This window comes from Gracilibacillus kekensis, from assembly GCF_900143085.1.
In the GTDB taxonomy this organism is placed as follows: domain Bacteria; phylum Bacillota; class Bacilli; order Bacillales; family Amphibacillaceae; genus Gracilibacillus; species Gracilibacillus kekensis.
This window is the reverse complement of record NZ_FRCZ01000003.1, coordinates 45,323-57,807: the sequence shown is the minus strand read 5'-3', so window position 1 is coordinate 57,807 and position 12,485 is coordinate 45,323. Positions and strand designations below refer to the sequence as shown.

At 36.4% G+C, this 12,485-nt stretch carries 14 protein-coding genes; 5 read left to right on the top strand and 9 right to left on the bottom strand.

The annotated features are described in order from the left end of the window. The 3 genes from BUC25_RS08135 to ezrA form a co-directional block, all read right to left on the bottom strand. Positions 1 to 1,140 carry a cysteine desulfurase family protein gene (locus tag BUC25_RS08135; RefSeq protein WP_073201383.1) on the bottom strand — a complete coding sequence of 380 codons (1,140 nt, stop codon included), beginning with the start codon at positions 1,138 to 1,140 and terminating at the stop codon, positions 1 to 3. Positions 1,141 to 1,306: 166 nt separating this feature from the next. Then, entirely contained in the window at positions 1,307 to 1,627 is a 321-nt protein-coding gene (locus tag BUC25_RS08130) for a hypothetical protein (RefSeq protein WP_073201382.1), read from the bottom strand. Positions 1,628 to 1,650: 23 nt separating this feature from the next. After that, positions 1,651 to 3,357, bottom strand: a complete 1,707-nt coding sequence (gene ezrA, locus BUC25_RS08125; protein ID WP_084543414.1) for a septation ring formation regulator EzrA — start codon at positions 3,355 to 3,357, stop codon at positions 1,651 to 1,653. A 401-nt stretch (positions 3,358 to 3,758) separates the two neighbouring features. Between ezrA and BUC25_RS08120 the strand changes: the two genes are divergently transcribed. Further along, complete coding sequence (locus BUC25_RS08120; protein ID WP_084543413.1) at positions 3,759 to 4,238, top strand: GAF domain-containing protein; 480 nt, start codon at positions 3,759 to 3,761, stop codon at positions 4,236 to 4,238. Between the two features lie 239 nt (positions 4,239 to 4,477). Then, positions 4,478 to 5,080, top strand: a complete 603-nt coding sequence (rpsD, locus tag BUC25_RS08115) for a 30S ribosomal protein S4 (protein ID WP_058307086.1) — start codon at positions 4,478 to 4,480, stop codon at positions 5,078 to 5,080. Between the two features lie 141 nt (positions 5,081 to 5,221). On the opposite strand, the gene BUC25_RS08110 is transcribed toward rpsD, so the two are convergent. Continuing rightward, positions 5,222 to 5,794 (bottom strand): dihydrofolate reductase family protein, encoded by a 573-nt coding sequence (locus tag BUC25_RS08110; protein WP_073201380.1) that lies wholly within the window; start codon positions 5,792 to 5,794, stop codon positions 5,222 to 5,224. 390 nt (positions 5,795 to 6,184) lie between these two features. Here BUC25_RS08110 and rpiA point away from each other — a divergent pair, with 390 nt between their 5' ends. Further along, entirely contained in the window at positions 6,185 to 6,853 is a 669-nt protein-coding gene (rpiA, locus tag BUC25_RS08105) for a ribose-5-phosphate isomerase RpiA (RefSeq protein WP_073201379.1), read from the top strand. 24 nt (positions 6,854 to 6,877) lie between these two features. On the opposite strand, the gene BUC25_RS08100 is transcribed toward rpiA, so the two are convergent. Continuing rightward, on the bottom strand, positions 6,878 to 7,420 hold the full coding sequence (locus BUC25_RS08100; RefSeq protein ID WP_073201378.1) for a DinB family protein: 543 nt from the start codon (positions 7,418 to 7,420) through the stop codon (positions 6,878 to 6,880). Positions 7,421 to 8,167: 747 nt separating this feature from the next. Then, positions 8,168 to 8,611 (bottom strand): MarR family winged helix-turn-helix transcriptional regulator, encoded by a 444-nt coding sequence (locus BUC25_RS08095; RefSeq protein ID WP_073201377.1) that lies wholly within the window; start codon positions 8,609 to 8,611, stop codon positions 8,168 to 8,170. A 141-nt stretch (positions 8,612 to 8,752) separates the two neighbouring features. Here BUC25_RS08095 and BUC25_RS08090 point away from each other — a divergent pair, with 141 nt between their 5' ends. After that, entirely contained in the window at positions 8,753 to 9,505 is a 753-nt protein-coding gene (locus tag BUC25_RS08090) for an SDR family oxidoreductase (RefSeq protein WP_073201376.1), read from the top strand. 71 nt (positions 9,506 to 9,576) lie between these two features. Further along, entirely contained in the window at positions 9,577 to 10,548 is a 972-nt protein-coding gene (locus BUC25_RS08085; RefSeq protein WP_073201375.1) for an aldo/keto reductase, read from the top strand. A 113-nt stretch (positions 10,549 to 10,661) separates the two neighbouring features. On the opposite strand, the gene BUC25_RS08080 is transcribed toward BUC25_RS08085, so the two are convergent. The 3 genes from BUC25_RS08080 to BUC25_RS19775 are packed head-to-tail and all read right to left on the bottom strand — an operon-like array spanning position 10,662 to position 12,264. Beyond that, positions 10,662 to 11,255: a TetR/AcrR family transcriptional regulator gene (locus tag BUC25_RS08080; RefSeq protein ID WP_073201374.1), complete on the bottom strand. Its 594-nt coding sequence runs from the start codon at positions 11,253 to 11,255 to the stop codon at positions 10,662 to 10,664. Between the two features lie 20 nt (positions 11,256 to 11,275). Then, complete coding sequence (locus tag BUC25_RS08075; protein ID WP_073201373.1) at positions 11,276 to 12,052, bottom strand: DNA alkylation repair protein; 777 nt, start codon at positions 12,050 to 12,052, stop codon at positions 11,276 to 11,278. Then, positions 12,052 to 12,264, bottom strand: coding sequence for a VOC family protein (locus BUC25_RS19775; RefSeq protein ID WP_342039393.1), 213 nt, complete (start codon positions 12,262 to 12,264; stop codon positions 12,052 to 12,054). Before BUC25_RS19775 ends, BUC25_RS08075 begins: the two co-directional genes overlap by 1 nt. Positions 12,265 to 12,485: the final 221 nt, after the last annotated feature.

Below are 12,485 nucleotides of genomic sequence, written 5' to 3'. Positions count from 1 at the left end.
CTACCCCATTACTTTCCCTAAGTTTTTGATAACCACATCTAACTTCTCACATAAATAATCAATGTCTTGTTCTGATGTATGATAAGACATACTGACACGCAGTCCAGAAATAGCGATATCGCGCTCTTTTCCGCATGCGATTAATACTGCACTTTCGTCACTGCTTTTTGAAGAACAAGCAGATTTAGTGGATATATAAATACTATATTGTTCTAATGCATGAATAACTACTTCTGGCTTTAGTCCAGGAACAGAGAAATTAACGATATGTGGTGCTTTATTCTCAATTGGTGTGTTGATTACGATTCTTTTATTTCCTTGTAAATGTTCGACTAATTTCTGTTGTAATTTGTCCAACGTTTTTATATCCTGTTGTTTTTCTTTTGCTATTCGCATTGCTTTTACCAGTGCTACTATACCTGCAACATTTTCTGTACCAGAACGCACTGCTCTTTCCTGTCCACCACCATGTGCCAGTGAATATAACCGTACGCCATTTCTCACATAAAGTAGCCCTGTCCCTTTCAATCCATGGATTTTATGGCCTGAAATAGTACATAAGTCGATATGACTGTCGTTCAGATTTAAGGCAACTTTACCAAAACCTTGAACATGGTCAACATGAAACAATGCTTTTGGGTATTGTTTTACTATTTCACCAATTTCTCTTATCGGTTGAACCGTTCCAGTTTCATTGTTCACATGCATTATTGAAACTAATATCGTATCTTCTCTAATTTCTTTCCTTAATGTTTCTATATTAATAAAACCTGATTGATCCACCTCTAAATAACTGACTTCGAACCCTAAAGCTTCAAGTCCAATGCATGCTTCTATTACCGATGGATGTTCTATTGTAGATGTTATAATATGTTTCCCACGATTTCTGTGTTGCAAGGCAATTCCTTTTATAGCTAAATTGTTTCCTTCTGTTCCACCTGACGTGAAAATTATTTCATGGGAATTCACATCCAATATGGAAGCTGCTTGTTCACGAGATTTTCTCAAAAGTCTTTCTGCATCCATACCGATTCCATGAATGGAGGAAGGATTTCCGAAAAATTGCGTCGCCACTTTCGTATAACTATCCAATACTTGTTGATCAGGCTGTGTTGTTGCACTATTATCTAAATAAATCATCCAAATCCCTCTTTTTCTAAACACATTGCTATATCTTATCATATTTTATCCATCGTGAAAATAAATAAATTGCCTGTTTCCATAGACTTTAAAGCCTTCTCCGATAGACAATAGAAAAGATATTCCTGCAAAAAAAGGAATATCTTTAGTATGTCCGCCAAGCACATTAGAATTTAATATTTAAAGCTGATAATAATTCATCAATGGATACTTTATTATCGTCCGTGAGTGGAAGCGAGACATTTTTTAATGATTTATTACTTACTTCCGTCTCTTCTTGGTTTGCAACTTCCTTTACTTCATCTTCTTGTGATGCATTTTTAGTGCGAAATATAAAATTTGCATTTTTATTTTCTTTTGTATCTGTCATTTGTGTATGCTCTGTTGCATAAATGTTAGTCTTCTGATCTACATCTACGTAGAAAAATATTACAACTACCCATATGGCTACAGTAATAAGTGATAAAGCTGTGACCAGCCATTTCATGATGATTTCCCGCCTTTGTTAAGTTAGTTTGCTGTTTGCTTGACCGCTTGATCCATTTCTTCGATTTTAGCCATTGCATTTGAATCAACTGCTTCTAAAGCTTTTATTGCTGTTTCTAAAGCATTCTCATATTTATAATTTCGGAATAACTTCTCAGCTTCTGATAATTGTGCTGAGAGAAGTGGATGAGCACTACGGTACCTGTTGCCAAATTGAATAGCTAACTCCACTAATCGTGCTTGATCTAACAATAATCTGGTTTGCTCCACAAAATTGTTTACGGATTTATTTGCCTCTCCGATACTATGTTGCACTTTTCCCATATCTAAAGGATGTTTTTGCAACTGTTTTAAAACAATTTCACATTTCTCTGTTGCCTCTTCTAAAGCATTCACAATAAAGGACGGTATCCCCGGAATATTACTTTTTTGCAACTGTTTGTTTGTACGTATCAGGTCTTTTTTCAATTGAGCAATTTTTTCTTTTGCTTCGATCTCATCTTTGCGAAGATCACGAATTCTCCCTTGGAAGTCATCATGTGCACTATCTAATTTATTTATTTCTTCAGCAATGATATCTAATTTATCTTTTATTTCCAGATGATTCGACTTACGATCTTGATAATCGGCTTCTATTTGCTCAAATTGATTTTCTAATTTCTCTAACCACTTTTCGATACTTAAAAATAATTCAAGATCTGCTTCTTCAATATAGTACGTTTGCTGTAATTCTTTAAGTTGATTACCCGTGTCTTGCACACTTTCAAGAATTTCTTTTAATTTTTGCTGTTGATTAGGAATTGTACTTTCAACAATTGATTTTGACTTAGCTTCTTTCTCAAGTAACTGAAACATTTCATTCAAACGGTCTTCCATTTGTTCAAGAGATTCAACGATCGAATCGGTCTCCCCGTTTTCTAGTTCTCTTATTGAATTAATCAGATGGTTTTCATATTGTTTTAATTCTTTTTCAAAACCAAAATGTTGAACACGATACCCCTCTTCTTCCATCTCATCCATACCTTTTAGTAGTTCTTTCATTTGATTAGGAAGTGTTTGTTTACACTGACGGTAGATCTCTGGAAACGTGCTAACCTTCTCTTCGATTATGTCAATCTCTTCTATTAATAGTTCAATAAGCTCTTGTGCCTCAATATAATTACCATCATCGGTTAACTGTTCATATTCAGACAGTTTTTTTTCTAATTTTGATAAGTCTGCTTCAAAAATAATCTCGGCTTTACCAAATTGTGTACGATTATGTAATAAATATTTTTTTAACTCTTTAATACGAGGAGCTAACTCTTCAATCTGTTGACGAGCGTATTTTTCAGAATCAAGTAAATGATCTAATTCTTTATACATATCTTCAATATTTTTTTCAATGCTTTGTAAGTTCTCTCCTACAATTCGAATGTTTTTCTTAGCCATTTTGATTCTGAATCTGTCTGCCGCTTCTTCCGCATCCAATAAATATTCTTCCATATCAGGTAAGTCTCTTGTGAGGATAATATCCCAATTTTCTTTCCAGCTTTCAAACTTTTCTTGCGTTTCTCCAGAGAGATTTAACTGTTTGACCTTTGCTAATTCAGAAGTTACATTCCGATTCATAATATCCATTTTCCATGCTTCTAAACGATCTACGTGATCATAGATCTTCTTTCTAAAAATAAGTCCAACAATAATTAACGCAATAATAATAAGAATTCCGCCAATCACGAATTCCAACATAAGTAATCCTCCTTCAAACCAACCGATAACTGTTCTATTTTTCTCTATTTTTCATTAAATTTTGACACTACTTTTATCACGGTGTAAACGTTCGTATTACCCCTATTTCAAGATTCGAGATTCACAAAAAAGTTAAGCAGGGGATAAACGGACGCTAACTTCCTTATAAGTTTCGCTTACAGTCGGTAGGAGTCAAAAAATCCCACTGACTAAGTCTCATTTTATATTACTTGTAATGATACCATGTTTCCAAGGCTTTTTGCTAAGATTTTTACTATTTTTTGAATATTTTTATCGATTCCTGTTCTATTCCTCGCAAAATCATTCATTTGTAACAACACCAAATGTGTTGTATGATATATAAAATTCTTACATTTACGATGATTAAGGGAGTGGAATACATGTTTGAGACAACAGATTATAAAGGCGCAAAAGAAAAAGACTATCCGATCGTTATTAAGCAATTAGACGCATTACTTCAAGATGAACCAGATACAATTGCTAACCTATCTAATGCATCGGCATTATTGAACCAATTCTTAAATGATGTGAACTGGGTCGGATTTTATATTTGGAAGGAAGATGAACTTGTGCTTGGTCCCTTCCAAGGATTACCGGCATGTGTTCGTATTAAGAGTGGTAAGGGTGTTTGCGGAACGGCTGTATCAGAACAGAAGACACAATTAGTTGCTGACGTTCATCAATTCCCTGGTCATATTGCTTGTGATGCAGCAAGCCAATCAGAGATCGTTGTTCCTATTATCAAAAACGGAGAAGTTTTCGGAGTACTTGATATTGATAGCCCAAACAAAAATCGTTTTGACGAAATCGATCAAAAATATTTAGAACAATTTGTAGAAACATTAGAAAAATATATCTAATGGAATAGCAAGTTACTGTTGACATTCCCTCTCTCCCATCATATAATGAACTTTGTGTAAAAAAGGTAGCCTATGTGAACCGCTGGCTGACTATTTTGTTCCTTACGAACGAATGTAAGGTGCATCGAGTAACTCTCTGCTACTAGGGCGAGGATGCATGAAAAACAAAATAGCTGTCGAGTTGAGGGACACACTGTCTTATTTTATGCAAAATTCATATATAAAGGAGAAGATGCACTATGGCTCGCTATACAGGATCTGTATGGAAAAAGTCTCGTCGTCTTGGTATCTCATTAACAGGTACTGGTAAGGAGTTAGACAAACGTCCTTACGCACCAGGTCAACACGGACCTAATCAACGTCGTAAACTATCAGAATATGGTTTACAATTACAAGAAAAACAAAAGCTACGTTTCATGTACGGAGTGACAGAACGTCAATTCCGTAACCTATTTGACGCAGCTGGCGCTATGAAAGGTATCCATGGTGAGAACTTCATGATCTTACTTGAATCTCGTCTTGATAACCTTGTATACCGTCTAGGTCTTGCACGTACTCGTCGTCAAGCTCGCCAATTAGTAAACCATGGTCACATTACAGTAGACGGAGGTCGCGTTGACATTCCTTCTTACAAAGTAAAACCTGGTCAAGTAATTGGTGTTCGTGAAAAATCTCAAAAGCTAGACATTATTGCTGAAGCTATTGAGGCTAACTCTTTCACACCTGAATTTGTATCATTCGATGCAGACAAACTAGAAGGTACTTTCACTCGCTTACCAGAGCGTTCTGAATTACCAGCAGAAATTAACGAAGCGCTTATTGTTGAGTTCTACTCTCGTTAATAAATTCGCTTCGTAAAGAGAAATCAAAAACCCCAGAAATGTTGTTAGACCAACATTTCTGGGGTTTTTCGTTTTTTCTGTACTTAGTAAGAATAATGTACTCTCCCTCAGCAAACGCGCCCGATTGTTGTGTAATTAATATTATTCATCTTGATTCAAGTGATAGATTAGTTGAACAACGCCGGAAGAGTAAGTTCTTGTACTAATTAATTTTAAATTTAACCTCTGTTTTACATCTGTAAACAGTGGTCTTCCTTCTCCTAAAATAACAGGATGAACAGATAGTCTAAATTCATCCACAAGACCTAAATCGATAAAAGTTTGAATAAGACTTGCTCCACCGTATAACCAAATGTCTTTACCCGTCTGATTCTTTAATTTATTTACTTCTTCAGGAATATTATTATTTATGAAAATTACTTTTTTGTCAGACCCTTTCTGCGTTCTGGAAAACACATATTTTTCTTTACTTTGAACTAATTCCCACATTTCTTTTTCTGCATTAGTATCTTTCATTGTTGGAATATATTGTCCCCATAAATCGTAACTTTTTCTTCCATACAAAATAGTATCAATTTGATTCAGGAAATTAGTAAACCCCATCTCAGAGTCCATTATGCACCAATCAACTTCACCATTTTTCCCTTCAATAAAGCCATCTAGAGTTACAGCTAAATCTAATATTATGCTTCTTGTACTTACATCATTGGACATACTTTTTCCTCCCTTGGTTGGTTCCTCAATCTGGACCAGTACTATTAAATAGTAAATTTTGGAGCGGTTCTAATAAATCAAAAAGCCACCAGTACAGTCACCGTTAACTTCTGTTTCATAATTTTCACTTCATCCAGAGCATGCCACACCCTAACACGTTTATTTTACAATATTTCCTTCTCTAAATGTGCTTTTGGGTGTATATTAGTTTTAGTAGTACTCAAAATTGCATTAAACCTTTCAGTGCCTCTCTTCAATCTCTGATAAAAATGCTTGAAAATCTGTTCTTAGTCAATACTGAGCTTCCTCATTCTCTTGAACACAATAAAGTGTGATGATACATTTATACTATCTAATGAAAGATAAGATTTAGTTTAGGAGGGAAACATTTTGAACCCTAAAAAAATTGCTGGTGAAAAAGCGGTACATTATGTTGAGGATGGTATGACTGTGGGTCTTGGAACAGGATCAACGGTTTATTTTTCAATTATTAAGTTAGGAGAACTTGTGAAAGAAGGCTTAGATATCAAAGGAGTCCCGACTTCTATACAAACGGAGAAGTTAGCAATAGATTTAGGTATACCATTAGTATCTATGTCCTCTGTTGATTATTTAGATCTAACAATTGATGGTGCCGATGAGGCCAATCATGATTTTGAGCTTATAAAAGGTGGGGGTGGCGCTTTATTACGTGAGAAAATGGTCGCTTCTATTTCTGAAAAATTTATTGTAGTAATCGATGAAACGAAATATGTTACTCAATTAGGTAAGTTTCCATTACCTGTGGAGATCGTACCATTCAGTTGGGAAACCACGATTAACACGATTAAAAAACTGGGTTGCACGCCAAAAATAAGAATGAATCAAGATGCTTCTCCTTTTGTAACAGATAATCAAAATTATATTGCTGACTGTTATTTTGAGATGATTGACAATCCTGCTGAACTAAATCAGCAGTTGAACATGATATCTGGTGTAGTTGAAAATGGTCTCTTTATTAATATGGCTGATAGTATTGTGCTAGGTAAAGAAAATGGAGAAGTGACAATAATTAGTTAAAGAGTTTTCTCTGGAATGTAAGATTTACTGGTAATATTTCTTGCACAGATTAAAATGATGTTCTTCATGTATTCCTATTAATTTGATACTTTGAATTAAGTTAGGATAATAAGCTATAGGATCAGGATAACGGATATGTCCAGCAATATCAGCAGGGATATCAGCTAACCCTTCTTCTAGTATATGCGTTTCCTTTTCCAGGTTAATTATTATCTCTTCAAACGTAATTTTATCCTGAATTCCTTTAGGTGGTAACAAAACAGAAGGAGCTTTCATCGGTTGTTTGTTATTCTGTTTATATTCTGCATAAATATCATGTATTTCGGTTTTATATGATGCTCTTCGTCTTATTGTTGCAATCGGTTTATATATTGGTACATATATTTTATTTAACTGGCGAAATCGTTTGACCATTAGATATAGGTGATAATATGTTTCACCAAAAGACCATTTACCTTCAACAGGTCGTTCCCATTCTTTATTTTTATATTTTTTTAAGACACCTTGGAATTCTTCTCTTTGTTGATATATCTTATTAAAATGATTCTTCATATATAAGCTTTGCATTCTACTCCCCCTAACGTTCGGTATACGGCGGTTTCTCTAAGATTTACGTAAAGTTGAATATTGTTGATACAAGTTTACAAGAAATCCCGTGACGGTAAGGATGCCAGAGGTCAACAGCACCAGTTTAGAATGCAAGGACAGCTTTTTCCACTTGCGATTATGATACAGATCAGTAATACCGTAAAGCCGATCCTTCCAATGATAAATAACATCGTAATGGACACGTTCAACCGACTACCGTGATGATTAACAAACTGATTGTCCGTCCTACGTCGCAAAGCTTGTAAAATTGTCGCCGCACAACTTTATAAATGGTTTATAAATGCAATGCCGCCAGATTAACTTTCTGACGGCCAAAGCACCTGCGCATATTATTTGTGCATTGAAACACTGTAAAGAGGAAATGTTTTAGTTCAGTTTTTTTAAGCAAGCTCTTTTCAGCGGGTGCGATTGTAAAACAAAACCGAGTAGGCGTCGCCATTATTATATTAATTATGTGTTTGGACAATAATATAAATCTTAAATATAATCAGCACGTATGTTCAACTTTTCAGTTGCCCATCAATATCGACTTTTAAAAAGTTCCTAGAAAGCCTTCAACTATTACTTCTTTTTATACCAACTTTCTATCCTTTCTACATATTCCTAACTTCCATTTTACTGTAAAAGAAGTTTGTCCCTTATTATTATACTCTTCTTGCATAACATCAAAAAATGCAGTTAAGATGGTGAGGCTTTACTAGCCGATTAAGACTTTGCTTTTGCTCTTTCCGCCAGATTAGTAATCGAATCAATATCTTGTTCAGTTAATAATTCTAAAAAATGCTCACGTATTGCCACGGAAACGACAGGGCGTGCATTATTCAATGCTGATTTTCCGGCCGAAGTAGTGATTACCTGCACTCCGCGTTCAGTTTCTAATGGTTCCCTTAAAACAAGTCCACGTTTTTCCATCCGCGTTAAATGATGGGACAACCGACTCTTGGTCCAATCCATTGAGTCTGCTAATTCTTGCTGGCGTAGCTTGCCTTTTCCATAAAGATCCAATCGGTCTAATATACCAAAATCCCCCTCCGATAGCCCAGTTTGCTCGAACATGTCTTTTACAACACGTCCAAAAATGTTCGTATAAGAGCTTTTCCACATATGCCATATTTGCATTTCTTCTTCACTTATCATTTTTCTTTTCATAAATAAAGGATATCATAGTTGACACGTCAACCGCAAGGTGATAAAGTGTATTTGGGTTGATACATCAACCAAGTGAAAATGTGTAATGGGAGAAGCTTACCAGTAATGACAAAAGTTGCATATAGAAAGGAGAATTTAACAATGCATACTAAACCTGTCGCCTTGGTTACTGGGGCCAATAAGGGAATTGGTCTTCAAATCTCAAAGGAACTTGCGTCACACGGATTCACTGTCCTTGTTGGTTCACGAAATTTTGAAAGAGGGAAAAAAGCAGCAATTAGTGTCGGGGCAGATGCTCGGGCCATACAGCTTGATGTTACCGATCAACATTCAATCGAATCAGCAGCAGAATGTATCCGTATCGAGCTAGGTCGTCTCGATGTACTTATCAACAATGCGGGCATATCGCATGCGGGTGAGCCTGGAAGGAAGCTTGAAGAGGTAGGTAATTCAGGCAGACCAAGCGTTGCGTCTCTAGATGAGGTACGCACGGTATTTGAGACAAACGTATTTGGTGTAATTGCTGTTACTCAAGCGATGCTACCTCTTCTTAGGAAAGCACCTGCTGCACGCATCGTCAACATATCTAGTGGTGCAGGATCGCTGGCACTCAACGCTGATCCGAACAATTCGCATCGTGAAATGTTCGGTGCAATTTATAGCCCTTCAAAGACTGCCCTTAACGCCATCACGCTTGCTTTTGCTATTGAACTTGAATCAACAGGTATTAAAGTCAATGCGGTATGCCCGGGCTTTACTGCAACTGACCTCAACAATTTTGAAGGAACAGGAACCGTTCAACAGGCAGCTTGCCATCCGGTGAGCCTTGCTCTTCTTGACGAGAACGGTCCTACAGGCTCGTTTTCAAATGAGAGACGTCAACTTCCGTGGTGATGATGGGGTCTCTCGCTGATTTAAATAATCATTAATTTTTTGACATATTACAGAAGGAGTGAGTTATACAAATGGAAAATAAAAAACTCGGAAAGTCTGGTTTGGATGTTTCAGAACTATGTCTTGGAAGCATGAGCTTCGGAATACCTGAACGAGGAAACACGCCATGGTCACTAAATGAAGAAAAGAGCAGACCAATCATAAAAAAAGCCCTTGAATTAGGAATAAATTTTTTCAGTACCGCTAATATGTACTCTGACGGCACAAGTGAAGAAATTCTTGGACGAACATTAAAGGACTTCGCTCGCCGTGACGAAGTTGTCATTGCTACAAAAGTATTCGTTCCAATGCGTAAAGGTCCAAATGCTATGGGGCTTTCCCGCAAAGCGATTATGACTGAAGTTGATAATAGTCTAAGACGATTGGGTACAGACTACATCGATTTGTATCAAATCCATCGATGGGATCCTAACACACCGATTGAAGAGACAATGGAGGCACTACATGATCTAGTTAAGGTCGGTAAGGTAAGGTATATCGGAGCATCCTCCATGTCAGCCTGGCAGTTCGCAAAAGCTCAACATGTGGCAGAACGCAACGGTTGGACTCGTTTCATATCCATGGAAAATAGACTTAACTTGCTTTATAGAGAGGAAGAAAGAGAAATGCTACCTTTTTGTAAAGATGATGGAGTTGGCGTTACGCCATATTTACCTTTTGCTGCAGGTCGATTAACCCGCGATTGGAATGAGCAGACCGCTCGATCAGAAAATGACCAAGTAGCAAAGGCCCTGTTTACCAAGACAGAAGAAGCTGATCGCAAAGTGGCGGAAAGAGTGGCGGAGGTTGCAGCAGATCGAGATATTCCACGAGCACAGGTCGCACTTGCATGGCTGTTGCAAAAGGAAGAGGTCACATCACCGATTATTGGGGCGACCAAGATAAGCCATCTTGAAGATGCAGTGTCGGCGTTATCAGTAAAATTGACATCTGAAGAAATTAAGAGTTTGGAAGAACTTTATGTACCACATCCATTGGTGTAAATACACAACTGCGCTTAGGGTGAACACTTAAAAGGTGTTCGCTCTTTTTTTATATTTTCTTAATTGCTAAGGGTAAACAATTTAATAGTTTTCTACTAACTTGCACGGTTTAATTATTTTTTCTTCCACCCTAACATAAAATTTTCAATCACTTGTACTGCTTCATTAATGGCTATGTGTCTATCATTTTTTTCAGTAATCCATAGCGCACATTCATTCATTGCTCCTGAGAGGCTATGTGTAAGAGCTTCGACTGATATATCTTTCAAATCGATGGAGTTATCTTGATTCATTATGATTAATTGCTCTTTTAACCCGCTCATCGCATATTGCTGATCCAGTTTACGGAATGTGTCCCAACCCAGCACAGCAGGTCCATCGATTAGTAGTATTCGTTGGTGTGCTGTTTCAGATGCTGCAGTTAAAAAGGCACGACAGCCATTTATCAATTGTATCCATTTATCATTAGACTTCATTGCTTCTATTTCGATCGTTTGTGCTATTTCTTTTTGCACTTCTTCAAAAACAGATGCAAATAAACCTTTTTTATTTTTAAAATGATGATAAATGGCTCCTCTGGTTAACCCGGTTTCCTGTACTATGTCTTCCAGTGACACATTTGCATATCCATCTTCTGCAAATTTTAAAGTTGCTATCTCAAGGACTTTTTTTATCGTAAGCTTTGTTTCTTCTTTTGTTTTTCTCATCTGAACACACCTTTATTTCATTAATTGATTGAAGAGAGCAATCTTAGTGCTTCGGAATCTTTTTGTTTGATTAATGTTCTTAACCCATGTCGAATCACTTTATTACTCCCTTGTATCCTACACTCTTCCTTCAACCATAATAGCACAATTTCAGGAGAATCTTTTGTTAAGTCGTTTATATGATTGGCAACAGATTTTTGTACATATGGCGAAGAATCCTTCCATAATCCTTCTAGTAGTGATAAATTGTTTTGCGGATCGTTTTTTAAAGGAGCTATTTTTTTAGCCCATGGAAGTCTAGGACGCGTACCCTCACTCACTAACCTTCTTACATGCGCGTTCTCATCTTTCATCCACTTGTGTAAATAGTGCAAGCTCTTCTCCATATCCGATTGTAGGTAAGGTCTGATCGCATATTCGGATGTGTGCCTTTTCGTAATTTCATATAATGCTTGCATTGATAAATCAAAATCTTCCAATCCATACTTCTCTACAAATTTAGCGACTGGCATGAGGTGATATCCATTAGTAAACATACCTTGTTCTGTTGGATTTTCTTCACCTAATGTGTTTATTAGGATAGTAACAGCACTGAGATAAGCATACGGCAAGTGAATCGCGAGTTGATCTGCAATAACCTCAACTCGCGCCTTTAATTTTTTTCCCTCTACTTCTTGTTCCACCTTATAAATGAAAGTAGTAGCATCAAATTGTGAATCATGTTCTTTGATTAAGGTTGATAAACGAATAGCAAGTTGTTTATCAAAATAATATTTTAATGGAATATAATTACCCATTACGCGTTATCCTCCCAAACCTTGTCATGATAACTCTCCATAAACGATGGATCTGGTGGGATAATGGTGATTACATCCACTAAGATGCCATTGGGATCCTCTGTGATAAAATGACGTTGGCCGAATGGTTCATCACGAATATCCAATAGTAATGGTAGCTCTTGATCTTTAATCATTCGCTTATAATAAACATCAACATCCTCTACTTCCACATTTAAGATAAGCCCTTGCACCTTATTACTATAACTTTTAGGGATTGTTTTATGTTTCCTGTCAATTATCGCTAACTCATAATTGGCCTCTTCTTTTTTTAAACTTACATACCAATCGATCTCAAACGTGGTACTAAAACCTAAATGAAACTGTTAAAACTGACTTGTCTTTTCTAAATCCTCCGCCATGATAACTGGATAAAAACTATTCATAAGAATAC

Bases quoted from the DNA above. Each gene is read 5' to 3' on its own strand.
- BUC25_RS08130 (WP_073201382.1), bottom strand. From the start codon at position 1,627: ATGAAATGGCTGGTCACAGCTTTATCACTTATTACTGTAGCCATATGG.
- BUC25_RS08080 (WP_073201374.1), bottom strand. From the start codon at position 11,255: ATGAGAAAAACAAAAGAAGAAACAAAGCTTACGATAAAAAAAGTCCTT.
- BUC25_RS08110 (WP_073201380.1), bottom strand. From the start codon at position 5,794: ATGTCCAATGATGTAAGTACAAGAAGCATAATATTAGATTTAGCTGTA.
- BUC25_RS08135 (WP_073201383.1), bottom strand. From the start codon at position 1,140: ATGATTTATTTAGATAATAGTGCAACAACACAGCCTGATCAACAAGTA.
- rpsD (WP_058307086.1), top strand. From the start codon at position 4,478: ATGGCTCGCTATACAGGATCTGTATGGAAAAAGTCTCGTCGTCTTGGT.
- BUC25_RS08090 (WP_073201376.1), top strand. From the start codon at position 8,753: ATGCATACTAAACCTGTCGCCTTGGTTACTGGGGCCAATAAGGGAATT.
- BUC25_RS08085 (WP_073201375.1), top strand. From the start codon at position 9,577: ATGGAAAATAAAAAACTCGGAAAGTCTGGTTTGGATGTTTCAGAACTA.
- BUC25_RS08075 (WP_073201373.1), bottom strand. From the start codon at position 12,052: ATGGGTAATTATATTCCATTAAAATATTATTTTGATAAACAACTTGCT.
- BUC25_RS08095 (WP_073201377.1), bottom strand. From the start codon at position 8,611: ATGAAAAGAAAAATGATAAGTGAAGAAGAAATGCAAATATGGCATATG.
- BUC25_RS08100 (WP_073201378.1), bottom strand. From the start codon at position 7,420: ATGCAAAGCTTATATATGAAGAATCATTTTAATAAGATATATCAACAA.
- BUC25_RS08120 (WP_084543413.1), top strand. From the start codon at position 3,759: ATGTTTGAGACAACAGATTATAAAGGCGCAAAAGAAAAAGACTATCCG.
- ezrA (WP_084543414.1), bottom strand. From the start codon at position 3,357: ATGTTGGAATTCGTGATTGGCGGAATTCTTATTATTATTGCGTTAATT.